This window comes from uncultured Chryseobacterium sp. (assembly GCF_936933875.1).
GTDB lineage: Bacteria > Bacteroidota > Bacteroidia > Flavobacteriales > Weeksellaceae > CAKZIK01.
In genome coordinates this window covers 23577-40539 of sequence record NZ_CAKZIK010000070.1, presented here as the reverse complement: position 1 = coordinate 40539, position 16963 = coordinate 23577, and the positions used below count along the sequence as shown (strand labels likewise).

The 16963-nt window shown below is 37.1% G+C and carries 18 protein-coding genes; 8 read left to right on the top strand and 10 right to left on the bottom strand.

What is annotated here, in order from left to right:
• The first annotated feature begins 1 nt into the window (after position 1).
• The 3 genes from Q0252_RS09965 (at position 2) to apaG (ending at position 2331) form a co-directional block, all read left to right on the top strand.
• Positions 2-571, top strand: coding sequence for a hypothetical protein (locus Q0252_RS09965; protein ID WP_297985802.1), 570 nt, complete (start codon positions 2-4; stop codon positions 569-571).
• A 23-nt stretch (positions 572-594) separates the two neighbouring features.
• Positions 595-1860 (top strand): 2-oxoglutarate dehydrogenase complex dihydrolipoyllysine-residue succinyltransferase, encoded by a 1266-nt coding sequence (gene odhB / locus Q0252_RS09960; protein WP_297985800.1) that lies wholly within the window; start codon positions 595-597, stop codon positions 1858-1860.
• 84 nt (positions 1861-1944) lie between these two features.
• Complete coding sequence (apaG, locus tag Q0252_RS09955) at positions 1945-2331, top strand: Co2+/Mg2+ efflux protein ApaG (protein WP_297985799.1); 387 nt, start codon at positions 1945-1947, stop codon at positions 2329-2331.
• Between the two features lie 48 nt (positions 2332-2379).
• Here apaG and Q0252_RS09950 read toward each other — a convergent pair whose 3' ends face one another.
• From Q0252_RS09950 to Q0252_RS09940, 3 genes are read right to left on the bottom strand one after another with little or no spacing between them, the layout of a single operon-like run.
• The gene (locus Q0252_RS09950) at positions 2380-2937 is read right to left on the bottom strand and encodes a 3'-5' exonuclease (protein ID WP_297985798.1); all 558 of its coding nucleotides are present in this window, start codon (positions 2935-2937) and stop codon (positions 2380-2382) included.
• A gap of 3 nt (positions 2938-2940) precedes the next feature.
• Positions 2941-3906: a glycosyltransferase family 2 protein gene (locus tag Q0252_RS09945; protein ID WP_297985797.1), complete on the bottom strand. Its 966-nt coding sequence runs from the start codon at positions 3904-3906 to the stop codon at positions 2941-2943.
• Between the two features lie 11 nt (positions 3907-3917).
• A complete protein-coding gene (locus Q0252_RS09940; protein WP_297985794.1) occupies positions 3918-4796 on the bottom strand; it encodes a lysophospholipid acyltransferase family protein in 879 nt (292 codons plus the stop codon).
• 88 nt (positions 4797-4884) lie between these two features.
• Here Q0252_RS09940 and Q0252_RS09935 point away from each other — a divergent pair, with 88 nt between their 5' ends.
• Positions 4885-5478 (top strand): thioredoxin family protein, encoded by a 594-nt coding sequence (locus tag Q0252_RS09935; protein WP_297985792.1) that lies wholly within the window; start codon positions 4885-4887, stop codon positions 5476-5478.
• A gap of 36 nt (positions 5479-5514) precedes the next feature.
• Here Q0252_RS09935 and Q0252_RS09930 read toward each other — a convergent pair whose 3' ends face one another.
• Positions 5515-6876, bottom strand: a complete 1362-nt coding sequence (locus Q0252_RS09930) for an aldehyde dehydrogenase (protein ID WP_297985791.1) — start codon at positions 6874-6876, stop codon at positions 5515-5517.
• A gap of 31 nt (positions 6877-6907) precedes the next feature.
• On the opposite strand from Q0252_RS09930, the gene Q0252_RS09925 reads away from it, so the two are divergent.
• Entirely contained in the window at positions 6908-7720 is an 813-nt protein-coding gene (locus tag Q0252_RS09925) for an SDR family oxidoreductase (RefSeq protein ID WP_297985790.1), read from the top strand.
• Positions 7721-7761: 41 nt separating this feature from the next.
• Here the strand turns inward: Q0252_RS09925 and Q0252_RS09920 are convergent, their stop codons facing one another.
• Entirely contained in the window at positions 7762-7977 is a 216-nt protein-coding gene (locus tag Q0252_RS09920) for a hypothetical protein (protein WP_297985789.1), read from the bottom strand.
• A gap of 188 nt (positions 7978-8165) precedes the next feature.
• Positions 8166-9068, bottom strand: coding sequence for a CorA family divalent cation transporter (locus Q0252_RS09915; RefSeq protein ID WP_297985788.1), 903 nt, complete (start codon positions 9066-9068; stop codon positions 8166-8168).
• Between the two features lie 90 nt (positions 9069-9158).
• Here Q0252_RS09915 and Q0252_RS09910 point away from each other — a divergent pair, with 90 nt between their 5' ends.
• Positions 9159-10181 carry a 3-oxoacyl-ACP synthase III family protein gene (locus Q0252_RS09910; protein WP_297985786.1) on the top strand — a complete coding sequence of 341 codons (1023 nt, stop codon included), beginning with the start codon at positions 9159-9161 and terminating at the stop codon, positions 10179-10181.
• Between the two features lie 267 nt (positions 10182-10448).
• Positions 10449-13226, top strand: coding sequence for a pyruvate, phosphate dikinase (gene ppdK / locus Q0252_RS09905; protein ID WP_297985850.1), 2778 nt, complete (start codon positions 10449-10451; stop codon positions 13224-13226).
• Between the two features lie 183 nt (positions 13227-13409).
• Here the strand turns inward: ppdK and Q0252_RS09900 are convergent, their stop codons facing one another.
• Positions 13410-13589 (bottom strand): hypothetical protein, encoded by a 180-nt coding sequence (locus Q0252_RS09900; RefSeq protein WP_297985784.1) that lies wholly within the window; start codon positions 13587-13589, stop codon positions 13410-13412.
• Positions 13590-13711: 122 nt separating this feature from the next.
• The gene (gene pruA / locus Q0252_RS09895; protein ID WP_297985783.1) at positions 13712-15337 is read right to left on the bottom strand and encodes an L-glutamate gamma-semialdehyde dehydrogenase; all 1626 of its coding nucleotides are present in this window, start codon (positions 15335-15337) and stop codon (positions 13712-13714) included.
• A 197-nt stretch (positions 15338-15534) separates the two neighbouring features.
• Here pruA and Q0252_RS09890 point away from each other — a divergent pair, with 197 nt between their 5' ends.
• Complete coding sequence (locus Q0252_RS09890; protein ID WP_297985780.1) at positions 15535-15690, top strand: hypothetical protein; 156 nt, start codon at positions 15535-15537, stop codon at positions 15688-15690.
• Positions 15691-15744: 54 nt separating this feature from the next.
• On the opposite strand, the gene pdeM is transcribed toward Q0252_RS09890, so the two are convergent.
• Together pdeM and Q0252_RS09880 are read right to left on the bottom strand one after the other, a co-directional pair.
• Positions 15745-16389, bottom strand: a complete 645-nt coding sequence (gene pdeM / locus Q0252_RS09885) for a ligase-associated DNA damage response endonuclease PdeM (protein WP_297985777.1) — start codon at positions 16387-16389, stop codon at positions 15745-15747.
• 19 nt (positions 16390-16408) lie between these two features.
• Complete coding sequence (locus Q0252_RS09880; protein ID WP_297985774.1) at positions 16409-16948, bottom strand: hypothetical protein; 540 nt, start codon at positions 16946-16948, stop codon at positions 16409-16411.
• Positions 16949-16963 lie beyond the last annotated feature (15 nt).

The following is a 16963-nucleotide window of genomic DNA, read 5'->3' as shown; positions in this document are numbered from 1 at the left end:
TATGACCAAAAATATTTTTCTTTTACTGTTTATTCTTTTTTCTGCCCTATTTTTTGGACAGAATTTGAAAACTCATGTGGAAAAACAATTTCGGGATTATAATTCATTGATTTCTAATAAGGATTTTAAGAAAGCAATGGATCTGTATGCAAATGAAGATTTTTTTAAAATAGTTCCAAAGGAGCAATTAATCGAAATGATGGAGATGGTGATGAATGCTCCTGAAATGGAATTTAGAATGCATCCTCCTGAAAATATAATCATCGATGAGAATGTGGTAAATGAAAACGGAAAAAAATATTTAAAACTAATTTATAATCAAAGACTTGATATGAAATTCAAGGATTCTAAGGTAAAACCTAAGGATTTGTTGGCAGCATTGCAAGGTGAGTTTGGTTATAATCAGGTGCGCTATAATGAAAAAACTGATTTTTTTGAGATAAACACTACAAAAATTACAGTAGCTAATTCATCAGATTTTAAAAATTGGAAATTTACGGTTATCGAAAAAAAACAAATTCCAATTTTAAAGCAATTTATCCCTGAAAAATTTTTGAAAGAACTTAATTAATAAATATTAAAAAAATATATCCGATGTCAATATTAGAAATGAAAGTCCCTTCACCGGGAGAATCAATCACAGAAGTTGAAATTGCAACCTGGTTGGTGAAAGACGGTGATTATGTAGAAAAAGACCAGCCTATCGCAGAAGTGGATTCCGATAAAGCTACACTTGAACTTCCGGCAGAACAAAGTGGTGTAATTACTTTGAAAGCTGAAGAAGGAGAAGTAGTACAGGTTGGACAGGTTGTTTGCTTAATCGATATGGATGCTGCAAAACCGGAAGGTTCAGTTGCTCCTGTTCAGGAAGTTCCAAAAACTGACGGAAATGCAGAAGCTCCCCAAGCTGAAGCAAAAGTAGTGGAAAAACCTGCAGTTGTTCAGGAAGCTGAAAAACCAACTGCTGCAACTTATGCGACTGGAACTCCATCTCCGGCTGCAAAGAAAATTCTTGATGAAAAAGGAATTGACGCTTCACAGGTTTCCGGTACAGGAAAAGGCGGAAGAATTACTAAGGAAGACGCATCGGTTGCTGCTGTTCCTGCAATGGGAACTGCTGCTTCAACCTCAGGAAGCAGAGGAACTACAACGACAAAACTTTCAGTTCTAAGAAGAAAATTGGCAGCAAGATTGGTTTCAGTGAAAAACGAAACTGCAATGTTGACGACTTTCAACGAAGTTGATATGTCCGAAATTTTCAGAATCAGAAAACAATATAAAGACGAATTCGCAGCAAAACACGGTATCGGTTTAGGATTTATGTCCTTCTTCACAAAGGCGGTTACAAGGGCTTTGCAGATGTATCCGGACGTGAATGCTTCTTTGGATGGAGATTTCAAAGTAAATTATGATTTCTGTGATATTTCGGTAGCAGTTTCAGGACCTAAAGGTTTAATGGTTCCGGTATTGAGAAATGCTGAAAATATGACTTTCAGAGGAGTTGAAGGTGGAATTAAAAGCCTTGCTGAAAGAGTAAGAGACGGAAAAATTACCGTTGATGAAATGACAGGCGGAACTTTCACAATTACCAATGGTGGAGTTTTCGGTTCGATGCTTTCAACACCAATTATCAATCCTCCGCAATCTGCAATTTTGGGAATGCACAACATTATCCAAAGACCGGTGGCTGTTGACGGACAGGTTGTTATTAGACCAATGATGTATCTTGCAATGTCTTATGACCATAGAATTATTGATGGTAGAGAGTCTGTAGGATTCCTTGTTGCAGTGAAAGAAGCCATTGACAATCCGGTTGAACATTTGATGGGAGGCGACGAGCGTAAAGCGCTTGAATTATAGCAGAATTAAGAAAAATTCATATAAAATTAAAATCCCGTCAATAAAAAGGCGGGATTTTTGTATTATTTTAAAAAATTAATTAGGATGTTTACAAAAACTACTTTTAACATTAAGGTTTCAGTAACTCCGGAATACGATATTAAGAACAGTTTTCCGGCCGAAAACCGTTTTGTATTCAGATATAATATTACCATCGAAAATCTTGGGGAACATCCCATTAAACTTTTGAAGAGAAAATGGCTGATTTACGATATTGGCAACGGTTTCACAGAAGTTTCGGGTGATGGCGTTATTGGTTTAACACCGGAGATTTTACCGGGTGATGACTTCAGGTATTTTTCCAACGTTGTCCTGCATTCCGGTGTAGGAAATATGAGTGGAAAATATCTCTGCGTAAATCAGGATACTCAGGAAAATATTGAAATTGAAATTCCAAAATTCAGTTTGATGGCGGAAGTTTTCAGTAACTAACCAAATCACATTGATATAAATGAGCAGGCTTTTGAAGTCTGCTTTTTTCTATAATACTTTCAGGCTTTTTCCTAATACTTGCCGTACTTCCTCATTTCTGGTCAACATTAAATTCTGAAACGCTAATAAAGAAATCTTCGCACACACTTCGGCGTCGTCTCCGGCTCTGTGGTGGTTGAAGTTTATTGCATGATGTTCTGCTAAACTTTTCAGGCCGTAACGAGGAAGATTTTTCCAGGATTTTTTGGCGATTGAAATTGAACAAATATAATTCAGTTTTGGTTTGAAAAAACCATAATAATCAAGGCAGCTGCGCAAAACTCCCGCATCGAAAGACGCGTTATGTGCAATCATCAGATTTCCGTACATAAGGTTTTCTGCTTCATGCCAAATTTCGTCGAAAGTAGGAGCGTCCTGAACATCTTCCGGAGTAATTCCGTGAACATCTATATTTCTTGGATGAAAATATGGGAAACTTGGTGGTTTAATGAGCCATGTTTTGGTCGCAACTATTTCTCCGTTTTCTACCACGCAAATTCCCATTTCACAGGCGGAATTTCGCTCGTGAGTGGCAGTTTCAAAATCAATAGCGCAGAAATCAATCATGTTTTAAAGAAAATGTTTGAAGATGATCCATCTGCTTTGATAATAATCTTTGTGCTGTTTTGTTCCCCTTCTTTTAAAAGTTCCGGGAAGTTGTGCATAGAAGCTAAAATGCGCTCTTACAACTGCCCAAAGATGAGGGAAACCATCCTTCAGACCGAAATAAATTCCTGCAATTCCATCGAGACAAAGTCTGAAAAAAATCAACCAAATCACTTTAGGAAAAGGCAGATTTTTTGCCAACATCGAAAGATTGTTTCTAATGTTGAGATAGGTTTTCTGTGGTTTTTGTTTATTTAAAGTTCCGCCACCAACGTGATAAACGGTAGACTTTCCAGTATAGTAAATTTTTCGTCCCGAATTTTTCAGTCTCCAGCAGAGATCAATTTCTTCCTGATGGGCGAAAAACCGTTCATCGAAACCATTTTGTGTCCAAAAATCTTTTGAACGGATAAACATCGCACAACCTGAAGCCCAGAAAATTTCTGTTTCATCATTGTATTGTCCATTATCTTTTTCCGTTTTTTCGAAAATTCGTCCTCTGCAATACGGATACCCTAAATTATCAATCATTCCACCGGCAGCTCCGGCAAATTCGAACTCGTCCTTTCGCTCGTAGGAAAGCACTTTAGGTTGAATTGCGGCAATATTTGGATCAGATTCAAATAAATTTAAAACAGGAGAAATCCAGTTTTCCGTCACTTCCACGTCCGAGTTCAGAAGACAATAGATTTCCTCATCAATTTTTTTTAAACCTTCGTTGTAACCTCCTGCAAAACCGGTATTTTTTTCATTTTCAACAATCTTTACTGAAGGAAAATGGCTTTGAAGAAACTGAACAGAATCATCAGTGGAAGCATTGTCAATCACATAAATTTCCGCTTCCGCAGAATGCTGAATGACGGACGGAAGAAATTTTTCCAACCAGTTTTTTCCGTTCCAGTTCAGGATGGCGATGGCTACTTTTTTCATTTCATTCTGCATTATAAACCAACCATTCTTTTAATTGCATGGCTATATTTCCATTTTCTGTGCGACCACAAATAATTGTCGGGTCTTTTATTGATCGTATTTTCCAACAATTTATGGAATTTAATCACGACTTCGTTATCGGTAAATTTTTCAGCATCCGGTTCAATCCTGTAGTAATTAATTTGATAGAAACCGCGCTTTACTTTCTTCATTTCACAATAAATAAAAGCGAGATCCATTCTTGTCGCCAATCTGTCGTAGCCATTGAAAACAGGAGTTTCTTGGTTCAGAAATTTCACACCAATATCAACATTGTCCACATGCGGAGTTTGGTCTGCAACAAACATATATACAGAATTTCCGTCATTCTTATTTCGGAAAATATGACGCATGACTTCATTGGCTTCCAATGCTTCGTTTCCAAAGCTGTTTCTGATTTTTTTGACCTGATTTTCCCAAAATTCGCTCTGTACTTTTCGGTAAACAGGATGACAATGTTCCTGAGGAATAATCGTTGCTAAAGCATTGAACCATTCCCAGTTGAAAACGTGTCCGGCTAAAAGAATGATGTTTTTTTGTTCTGCTTTTGCATCATGAAATAAATCCTGATTAATATGCTGAACTCTCACCCGAAGTTCTTTATCCGAAATCGTAAAAGAACGGATAGTTTCCACAATATAATCCGAGAAATTTTTGAAGAATTTTTTGCTAATTTCCTTTACTTCTTCAGCGTTTTTTTTTGGAAAAGATTTCTGGATATTTTCGCGCACAATTTTCTTGCGATATCCTACAAGATACCAGTTCAAAAAGAAGATAAGATCCGAAAAAATATAATGGATTTTCAGAGGGAGACGGGAAAAAAGTAAAACGATGTTAAATAAAAAATTCATACAAGATTGCAAATTTAACAATAAATAACAGTTGGGTTTCATTTTTGCAGAGATAAAATCTCTACTTTTGAACAGTAAAATTTAGAAAATGAAAAACAAAATATTTAAAATTGGTGTTTTCAGTACTTTGTTGATAGGCTCTTTGGCTTATTCACAAAAAACTGAAGACATTAAAATAGAAAGCAAAGGAGAAACCGATAAATCTTTATTGGTAAAAACCGACAGTGTTGCAATAGCTGAAGCGAAAAAGAAAGCAGCTGCCGAAGAAAAAGCAAAACTTCCAAAACCTTACGATGCAAAAGCCAACGCAGAAGCAGATATTGCAAAATTGGTTGCGCAGGCTAAAAAAGAAAACAAAAATATTATTCTACAAGCGGGTGGAAACTGGTGTATCTGGTGTTTGCGTTTTAATAATTTCGTTCAGGAAACCCCTGAACTTAAAGAAATTGTGGACAAAAACTATTTGTATTATCACTTAAATTTTTCACCTGAGAACAAAAACGAAAAGATTTTTGCGAAGTTCGGAAATCCAGGAGAAAAATATGGATATCCTGTTTTCATTGTTTTGGATAAAAATGGAAAGCAAATCCATACTCAAGACAGTGCAGTTTTGGAAGAAGGAAAAGGCTATAGTATTGAAAAAGTAAAAGAGTTTTTCAACACTTGGGTTCCTAAATCATAAAAAAACAAAACCGGTAAATTTTTACCGTTTTTTTATTTAAAGTACTTTCTTGATCCACTTCAGTTTATCTTCTGTGTATGGAGGATATTTAAAGTTGGGTTCTCCCCAAGTTGCTCTGTTCAGCACTGCTTTTTGGTGGGAAAATGTTTCGAAACCAAATTTTCCGTGGTAGTTGCCAATTCCGGAATTTCCGATACCTCCAAAAGGAAGATGGTCGTTGCTTAGATGCATCATTACATCATTTATACAGCCTCCTCCGAAAGATATTTTCTCTGTAAACATTCGTTTTTCTTCGTTCTTCTCTGTGAAAATATACGCAGCTAAAGGTTTTTCACCTTCAGTGATTTTATTTAACGCTTCATTAAAAATTTTATAGCTTACCACCGGTAAAATAGGTCCGAAAATTTCTTCCTGCATCACAAAGTCGTCCCACGAAACATTGTTCAGAACAGTTGGTTCAATGTAAAGTTTTTCGCGGTCCGTATTTCCGCCGTAATATATTTTGTCTTTATCGATGAAATTCAGAAGTCGGTCGAAATTTCTATCATTGATAATTCTCGTGTAATGTTCACTTTGTGGCTGATAATCGAAAGTTTTAATAAAACTTTTTACATATTCAAGAAATTTGTCTTTCACTTTTTCGTCCACTAAAACGTAATCCGGAGCAACGCAGGTTTGTCCTGCGTTTAAAAATTTGCCCCAAACAATCCGTTTCGCAGCAACTTCAAAGTTTGCATTTTCGGTAACAATCGCCGGAGATTTTCCGCCTAGTTCCAATGTTACCGGCGTTAAATTTTTCGCAGCAGCTTCATAGATAATTTTCCCAACTTTTGGACTTCCTGTGAAAAATATTTTATCGAATTTTAATTTTAAAATTTCAGTGGTTTCTTCAATGCCGCCTTCTGCAACGTAAAGATAATCACTCGGGAAATTTTCATTAATCATTTTTGCCATGGCTTTCATGGTATTTTCTGCTATTTCGCTCGGTTTCAAAATCGCGCAGTTTCCGGCTGCAATTGCTGAAACAAGAGGGGAGAGCGAAAGTTGGTAAGGATAATTCCAGGCTCCGATAACGAGAACACAACCCAAAGGTTCATTGTAAATTCTGCTGCTTCCTAACTGATTAACGATATTGGTTTTCACTTTTTTAGGTGAAGCAAAACTGTTCAGATGTTTCAGGTTATAGTCGATGTCTTTGATGACGAAGGAAATTTCTGTAGTGAAAGTATCGAATTTAGATTTTCCGAAATCTGCATAAATGGCTTCATAGAGCAGTCTTTCATTTTTGATGATGACACTTTTCAGTTTTTCCAGATACATTTTCCGGAACTTGATGTTCTTTGTTTTTTGTGTTTTGAAAAATTCCTGCTGCGACTGATGTATCTCTTGAAAATTCATTATTTTTAGATTCTTGTTTCAAATATATTGAATGAAAACATTGTTCCAAAAGAAAACAGTACTTATTACAGGCGGTGCTTCGGGAATCGGTAAAATTATGGCGAGAAAATCTCTTGAAAGGGGATGCGGAAAACTCATCATTTGGGATATCAACGAAGCCGGAATGCAGCAGGTAAAGGAAGAATTCTCCAGTTTAGGGGGTGAAATTTTCTGCTTTAAAATTGATTTAAATAATGCTGAAGAAATTAAAACAGTAGCTGCAAAAACCAAGCAGGAATGCGGTTCCCCCGAAATTTTAATTAACAATGCCGGAATTGTCGTAGGAAAATATTTTCATGAACATACCCATGACGATATTGCGAAAAGCATGCATATTAATTCGAATGCGTTAATGCACATCACTCTCGAATTTTTACCGGAAATGATGTCGAAAAATTTTGGAGCCATTTGTAATATTGCTTCTTCGGCTGGATTAATTTCGAATCCGAAAATGGCTGTTTATGCAGCATCTAAGTGGGCTGTAACCGGTTGGAGCGACAGTTTAAGGCTGGAAATGGAACAGTTGGGCAAAAATATTTCGGTAACGACCATCATGCCGTTTTATATTAATACAGGAATGTTTGATGGAGTAAAATCTAAACTGCTTCCTATACTTGAACCGGAAAAAACTTCGGAAAGAATCATCAGCGCTATAGAAAGTAAAACAAAAATGTTGGCAATGCCGCTTCCTTATTGGTTTATCCGTTTTTCACAAGGAATTTTGCCGCTTCCCTCTTTCGATTGGGTAATGCGAAACGTGTTCGGGATTTATGATACGATGAAGGACTTTAAAGGAAGAAATTAATTTAAGAATAAAAAAACCACTCATTTCGAGTGGTTATTTTTCTAAGCTGCTTTCTTAACAGAACTTTTTTTAGTTTTTGTTGCGCACTGCGTTTTACAGTCTTTGTGGCCTTTCATGTCACATGCTTTTGCCATTTTTTTGTCGCCCATTTTGCATTCTTTAGCATCTTTTCCTGCACAGCAAGATTTTTTTGGTGTTTCCTGAGCAAAGCCGAAAGTGAATGCAGCTACTGCTAAAACTGAGATTATTTTTTTCATATCGTTTTGATTTTTAGTTAAATATTATTCTTCAAATATAAAAATATTTTTGAGTTTGACATCTGAATTATTTCAAAGTTAAATTCAAAAAAATAAATTTTGTACAAAATTTTCAATCAATCGTTTGATTATATTTGTTTATTTAAAGTGGGAGCGGTTTTAGAAATGTTCTGAAACCGCTTTTTATTTTACCATCGTTTTCTGCGTACATAAATGAAAGTCAGAAGTGCAATTAATGCCATCAAACCTAAAGTAAGGAAGTAGCCGTATTTGTGTTTTAATTCGGGCATAAATTCGAAGTTCATCCCGTAAATCCCTGCAATAAAGGTAATCGGGAAGAAGTACATCGAATAAATCGCAAGAACTTTCATCACTTGATTCGCTTTTTGGTCGGTTAAAGCAAGATACATTTGGATGAGGTTGGTTACCTGTGCATTTAAATGGTCGAAATCTGCAACTACGTCATTATATTTGTCCTTCAAATCAACAAATGCTGAATCTTCAACTTTTAAAAGTTTAAATTTTTCAACCCAGTCTGCAGAAATATTTAGGATTCTCGTATTCAGTCCGGATTTACGTTTCATTTTATACAGTCTGCGAATTTGGTTGGAACTGTTGGTATTTTTCAGGAAAATTTCGTTTTCGATGTTGTCCATGGTTTCCAACAGGTTTTTAGATTCATCGTCAAAAGATTTCAGGACTTTTAAAGCTAACTTGAGCGCAATTTTATCAGCAGTAATTTCTTTGTTTTCATCAAGATAAACTTCCTTTTTAAAATCGTAAACGCTGCGGTTTTTCATCCTGTGAATGGTAATGATAACATTGTTCACCACAAAAACACCCAACTTCGTTGAAATATCACTTATCGTGTTCAGGCTCGCTCTTTCAAGCTCCGTATTTTCTCGCATCAGGAAGAATTTCACATGGTTATCCTGCTCGAATTTTGGAAGGTGATTAGGGTCAATGGTGTCTTCCAGCAAAAGAGTATTAATTTCGTATCGGTCATGCAGAAAATTCAGGTCTTCCTGCGTTGGCGCTTCAACATCAATCCACTCACAGTGGTGGTTTCGAAAAATAATTTCAATAGGCATTTAACAAAATTAAAGATATTTTTCGTGCGCCGATTGATCTTTTTTTATGTTTTAAATAAAATCTATCTTTGCGAAAATTAAAATAACTGCATGATTAAAAGTGTAATTAAAGGAATCGGAAATTACGTTCCAGATAATGTGGTAACCAACGATGATTTGTCGAAACTGATGACCACCAACGACGAATGGATTACAGAAAGAACAGGAATTAAGGAAAGAAGACACCGTAAAAACAGAAACGACGCCGAAGAAACTACAGCATATTTTGGTCTTAAAGCTTCCGAAAAAGCGTTGAAAATGGCCGGAATGACTGCTGAAGATTTGGATTATATTGTCTTCGCAACACTTTCTCCCGATTATTTCTTCCCGGGTTGTGGCGTCCAGTTGCAGGATATGTTGGGTTGCAAAACTATTGGAGCTTTGGATGTTAGAAACCAGTGTTCAGGTTTTGTTTATGCTGTAAGCGTTGCGAATGCGTTCATCAAATCAGGAACTTATAAAAATATTTTGGTAGTAGGAGCGGAATGCCATTCTTTCGGACTGGATTTTTCTGATGAAGGACGTGGCGTTTCCGTGATTTTCGGAGATGGAGCCGGAGCGATTGTTCTTTCTGCTTCGGAAGATGAAAATGCAGGCGATATCCTCTCTGTAAATATGCATTCCGAAGGAAAATATGCTGAGGAATTGTGTACGAAGTTCCCGGGTTCGAAATTCGGTTGGAGCGACAGAATGCGTTTGGAACCGGAAGCAGTAACGAACAAAGAAATTTATCCAATTATGAACGGAAATTTTGTGTTCAAACACGCCGTTACAAGATTCCCGGAAACGATGAATGAAGCTTTAAATGCTGCAGGAAAAACAGTCGAAGATTTGGATATGTTTATTCCACATCAGGCTAATTTGAGAATTGCTCAGTTTGTGCAACAGAAATTTGGTTTGCCGGATGAAAAGGTTTTCAATAATATTCAGAAGTACGGAAATACCACCGCAGCTTCCATTCCTTTGGCTTTGTCTGAAGCAATAGAGCAAAATAAAATCAAAAGAGGAGACTTGGTGCTTCTTTCTGCTTTTGGAAGCGGATTTACATGGGGTTCTGTTTTGTTTGAATATTAAAATTTACATATAAGTTAAAATGCACTGGCTTTCCGGTGCATTTTTTTTGTTCACTGTGGAAGGTTACCAATTCGGTATTTACACTTTTCTGCATCTTCAGCTTCTGGCTGGAAATTCCATCTCCGTTCGGTATTCCCATCTCTTTTATGACTTTTCTCAATCTTGACATTTGTCAGCAAAATCAGTAATTATCAAGCATAAAATGTCGGTAACTTTACTTGTCTTTAAAAGAGAAATAAACAAAAAATATCATATAAAATGGCTACAATGGTTAAAGCTAGACCTGCAAAAGCTAGAGCAGGCGTGAAAAAAGAAGCAAAGTATGTATATTCTTTCGGTGGTGGTAAAGCCGACGGAAACGAATCCATGAAAAATTTATTGGGCGGAAAAGGAGCTAACCTTGCTGAAATGGCAGGACACAAAAACCTTAAACTTCCCGTTCCTCCAGGATTTACCGTAACTACTGAAGTTTGTACGTATTTCTACGATAACAAAAGAACCTATCCGAAAGATTTAGAAAAACAGATTAAAACTGCGCTTGCTGAAGTTGAAAAACTCATGGGCAAAAAGTTTGGCGATAAAAAAGATCCATTGTTAATGTCCGTTCGTTCCGGAGCAAGAAAATCCATGCCGGGAATGATGGATACTGTTTTGAATATTGGTTTGAATGACGAAACCGTAATCGGACTCATCGCAAAATCCGGCGACGAAAGATTTGCTTACGATGCTTACCGCCGTTTGGTGATGATGTATGCCGATGTAGTGATAGAAAAAGCCGGAGGAATGGAACCGGCAAAAGGAAAAGGAATCCGTAAATTGATGGACGAACGTCTTGAAGAAATGAAAAAGAAAAACGGTGTTGAACTCGACACCGAATTGTCTGCAGATGATTTAAAAAAATTGGTAAAAGAATTTAAAGAACTTACTAAAAAACACCTGAAAGTTGAATTCCCGGAAAATCCTTGGGATCAGTTAATGGGTGGAGTTGGAGCAGTATTCGCTTCATGGAACGGAAAACGTGCGATCGAGTATAGAAGAATTGAAAGAATTCCAGATGATTGGGGAACTGCAGTGAATGTTCAGGCAATGGTTTTTGGAAATATGGGTGATGACAGCTGTACTGGTGTTGCTTTCACAAGAAATCCGGGAAATGGAGATAATCATTTTTACGGTGAATATTTGGTAAATGCGCAAGGTGAAGACGTTGTGGCGGGAATCAGAACTCCGGCGCCAATTAACAATGAATCTAAAAACGACCATTCTAAAAATTTGACCACTTTGGCGAAATTCATGCCGGCTCAATACAAAGAGTTGGATAAAATTCAGAAAAAACTCGAAAATCACTACAAAGACATGCAGGACATCGAATTTACTATCGAAAAAGGTAAATTGTACATGCTTCAGTGCAGAGTTGGAAAACGTAATGGTGTTGCCGCAGTGAAAATGGCTGCAGATATGTTCAAAGAAAAACTGATTGATGCAGATACAGCGGTAATGCGTGTTGCTCCGAATCAGTTGGTGGAATTGTTGTTGCCGATGATTGATCCTGAACAAGAGAAAAAACACAAACCGGTAGCAAAAGGTCTTCCAGCCGGTCCTGGTGGAGCTGTTGGTAGAGTAGTGTTCACTTCCGAAGATGCTGTAGAATGGGGATTAAAAGGTGAAAAAGTAATTTTGGTTCGTGAAGAAACTTCTCCGGAAGACGTGGACGGTATGCACAAATCTCAGGCAATTTTAACTACAAAAGGAGGAATGACTTCTCACGCCGCGCTTGTGGCAAGAGGTTGGGGGAAATGCTGTATCGTAGGCTGTTCTGATATAGAAATTCATGAAAATGAAAAATATTTTATCACTAATCAAGGCAAAAAAATCCACGAAGGAGAGTGGCTGACTTTGAATGGAACTAGAGGCGCGGTTTACGAAGGTGTTTTAGAATTGTCCAATACTGATTTAAATAAAAATATTGCTTATAAGTCACTAATGACATTGGTAGATAAAGCTAAAAAACTCGGCGTAAGAACGAATGCAGATACTCCGAAAGATGCAGAACAGGCGACTTATTTCGGTGCGGAAGGAATCGGATTGTTCAGAACGGAACACATGTTTTACGGAGAAGGCAGCGAAAAACCATTATTCCTGCTCAGAAAAATGATTATGAGCACCACCGAAAAAGAAAGAAAATCTGCTTTGAACGAATTGTTCAAATTCGTGAAAAAAGACATCAAGGCGACTTTGGAAGTAATGAACGGAAATCCTGTAACCATCCGTTTGCTTGATCCGCCTTTACACGAATTTGTTCCTCACGACAAAGAAAAACTGCTGGAATTGGCGAAAGAATTGGGCGTGAGAATGAGCGTTTTGAACAGAAGAATCCTCGCTCTTCACGAAAATAATCCAATGTTGGGCCACCGCGGAGTTCGTCTAGGAGTTTCTTATCCTGAAATTACAGAAATGCAGGTTCGTGCGATTTTGGAAGCCGCAGGTGAACTTCAAAAAGACGGAAAAAAAGCATATCCGGAAATTATGATTCCTGTAGTAATGGGACGTCACGAACTCACTCACCAAAAAAATATTGTAGATAAAGTTTACCCAGAAGTTTTGGAAAAAACAGGCTTAAAAAATATTCCTTATCTCTACGGAACCATGATTGAAACTCCAAGAGCAGCTTTAAAAGGCGATTCCATGGCGCAAGTTGCTGATTTCTTCAGTTTTGGAACTAATGACTTGACACAAATGTCTTTCGGTTTCTCCAGAGACGATATTGGTGGATTTTTGCCTAAATATTTAGATTTGAAACTTCTCCCTGAAGATCCGTTTGTTTCCATCGACCAAACTGGAGTTGGCGAATTGGTAAAAATTGGTGTTGAAAAGGGTAGAAGCATTAAGAAAAATCTGAAAGTCGGAATTTGCGGCGAACACGGCGGCGATCCGGAATCCGTAAAATTCTGCCATAAATTAGGCTTGAATTACGTAAGTTGTTCTCCTTTCAGAGTTCCAATTGCAAGATTGGCTGCTGCGCAGGCTGCAATTGAGGATAAAAAATAGCTACTGTACTTTATCTAATTTTACAGATACCTGATAAAGTTTTTATAAGGACAGTAATTTTTAATTACAGATAATCGTATGCAGGATTTCGGCGGGCGCGAAGCGCCCGCCGAAATTATTTAAGTATAAACCCTTTCAGAGTGAAAAACTCTGAAAAGGGTTCTCTTTAATGGAAAAATTTTGCTAATTGGCAGTATTAGCACTATCAACCTCTGCAGTAGCCGAAACTGCAGAATCACTGCCGCTGTTTCGCATATGTTCAGCGCTGTTTTCTTCCTTATATTCTTCGCGCTGTTCTTTCTTTTGGGCGCAACTTCCTAAGAATAATAATCCTAAAAACGCACCAACAAATAGTTTTTTCATAATAGTAAATTTTTAATGATTCTAAAAGGTAAAGCAATTTTTGTGCAAGTTTTTAAAACATGAAAAATCCGCAGAAATTTCTGCGGATTTTGTCATGCTGAGGTTCTCGAAGCATTTTTATTTTACCCCAAAAAAGGATATTTATAATCTTTCGGGCTTACAAAAGTTTCTTTAATTGAACGTACAGAAACCCAGCGTAACAAGTTCATTTTAGAACCTGCCTTATCATTGGTTCCGGAAGCTCTGGCTCCACCAAAAGGCTGCTGGCCTACAACGGCTCCGGTCGGTTTATCATTGATGTAGAAGTTTCCGGCAGCATTTTCAAGAGCGTGGTACGCTTCGTCTATTGCGTATCTGTCTTTTGCGAAGATAGAACCCGTCAAAGAATATGGCGAAGTTTCATCAACCAGTTTCAATGTTTCTGCCCATTTTTTGTCTTCGTAAACATAAACGCTCAAAATTGGACCGAAAATCTCTTCGCACATCGATGAATATTGAGGGTTTGAAGTTTCAATTACCGTTGGTTCAACGAAATAACCTTTCTTGTCATCACATTTTCCACCGAAAATAATAGTAGCATCTTTCGCTTCTTTAGCAGCTTCAATATAGGTTTTACATTTATCAAAAGAACCTCTGTGAATTACCGCATTCACAAAGTTAGAAGGATCTTCAGGAGAACCCATTTTAATTTCAGAAAGTTGCTTTTCCATCACTTTTTTTACATCCGCCCACAAAGATTTGGGAACGTATGCTCTTGACGCAGCGGAACATTTCTGTCCTTGATATTCGAAAGCACCTCTTACCAAAGCTGTTGCTACAGCTTCAGCATTCGCACTTGGATGAACCATCACGAAGTCTTTTCCGCCGGTTTCACCTACAATTCTTGGATAAGTTTTGTATTTGTGGATGTTGTCGCCAATCATTTTCCACATTCCCTGGAAAACAGATGTAGAACCAGTAAAATGAAGACCTGCAAAATCAGGGTGAGCCAAAACTTTTTCTGCAGTTTTTGCGCCGTCGGTGTAAATCAAATTAATAACACCGTCTGGAAGTCCAGCCTCCTGGAAAATTTCCATAATTACCTGCGCAGAATATACCTGAGAATGAGAAGGCTTCCAAACCACTACATTTCCCATCATTGCCATACAGGAAGGCAAGTTTCCGGCAATTGCTGTAAAGTTGAAAGGCGTCACCGCAAAACAGAAACCTTCCAAAGGTCTGTATTCTGAACGGTTCCAAATTCCCTCACTCGAAACTGGCTGTTCTGCATACATTTCTGTCATAAATTCTACATTGAATCTCAGGAAATCAATAAACTCACAAGCAGAATCAATTTCGGCCTGCATCACGTTTTTCCCTTGTCCAATCATGGTTGCAGCGTTCAGTTTGTCACGGTAAGGTCCGGCCAAAAGTTCAGCAGCTTTTAGGAAAATCGAAGCTCTTTGTTCCCAACCTAAAGCGTTCCAGTCTTTTTTTGCTGCCAAAGCCGCTTCAATAGCCGCATCAACATGGTTCATATCACCTTCGTAATAGAAACCTAAATCGTGTTGATGGTCTTGTGGAGATTCAATTCTCACTTTATTCTTTGTAGTAACTTCCTTTCCACCGATGTACATTGGAATTTCCACTTTTTCCTTCCACATTTTTTTATAAGTGGCAATGAGTGATTTTACTTCCGGAGAACCCGGTTCATAGCTTCTTACCGGTTCGTTTACTGCGTAAGGAACCTGAGAAATGGCTTTTGACATATTATTGATTTATTTAATTAATCTTGATTGAAAAAACACGAAAATTCAGGTGTTTCCGTATTTCAACAAAATTAAGCATTTAAGCCGAAAACTGAAAATGATTAGCGAAAGTTGAAATCCTGAAAATTTTTGAAATCATTGTGTAAAGTAGCACACAATTAAAAGTTGCATCTTTGATTAACATTAAAAAACAAACTATGGACACAGGAAAAAATAAAGCACCAAAAGGAGTATTGGTCGCAATCGGACTTATCGTTCTGATGATTATTTTTTACTTTGTGATCACGGCTTTATTCCCTGAATTATTTTCGGGAATGAACACGGGAGAACAAATTCCTGTAAAGGATAATTAGTAAAATAATTTTCCTTAAAAAACAGCTTCCGATTTTCGTTTGGAAGCAGTTTTTTTATACTTCGTAAATCTCTTTCTTCGTGAAAGCAAAAAATGTCCCTTTTTGAGGGATATTTTTTATGTCCAAACCTGTGAATTCACTGAATGCCGGAAGCAAAAGTTGATTTTCTGCAACTGCAAAACAGGGAAGTTTGATGTTTTTGATTTTGGTTCTCATCACCATTCCGGGATGAATGTGTCCGGTAATTTGAAATTTGTTTACGTCTGAATTAAAATCGTGCGTGAAAGCGAAATTACCGATTTCGAGGAGATTTTGTTTTGAAGTCAAACACAGTTTTTCTTCCAAATTTTTAGAAATTCGGTCGTGATTACCTTTTACCAAATGAAATTCAGTTTCTGAAAAATGGTTTCGCCATTCACAGAAAAAATCCACATCAGAATTATCTCCTGCATGAAGTAAATCTCCGTTGATGATAATTTTTTTAGCAGAAAAATGTTTTATGAGTTTTTCCAGACGCAGTAAATCTTTTTCTAAAATATCTTTTGGAATGGCAATTCCATTTTTGCGAAAATGGGCAGTTTTTCCGATATGCAAATCTGAAATTACCAATGCAGACTCGCTTTCCCAAAACAATGCACGTTGATTGGTGAGGATAAATTTTTCTTTTAAAATAGATATATCTTTTGTCGCTAAATTCATCTGTGAAAGCTGTGGGAAATTACTTTTTAATTTCAAAGGGATTTATAAAAATCAGTTCTTCTGTTCTGGATTTCAGTTGAAATTTTCGTTGAATTAAATTGAGTGCCATTTTTCTCAACATCAAATCTTTATCTACGAGTTTCCAATAATTTTCTTCATGAATCTTTTTCGGTTTGCGAATGATTTGGAAAGTAGTTTCCCACTTGTCAACATCATGGTAAAATTCAATAATTCCGCAATGTTCGGGAATATCGCTGTGTTTGATCATTCCCATAGGCAAAAGAAAACTGAACTGATTGCACACATAATCGCCACAACAAATTTTGTCGTGTTTCAGGAATTTTTCGCCTGTAAAATGATTGGTATAAAACTTTTTGAAATCGTTTTTAAAGTCGCTTTTGCTGAATTTTATTTCAATTTCGTGGCTGTTTCCAAACTCGTCAACGATAAACAAATCTGCTTCCCAATCCGCGTGAAAATGGTTGGTTAAAATAATCTGTTTTTCGAAATCGCATTGCGTAGAAATATAGGCGTGAACAAGTTCTTCAATCTTAATCATTGCTTTGCAAAAGTA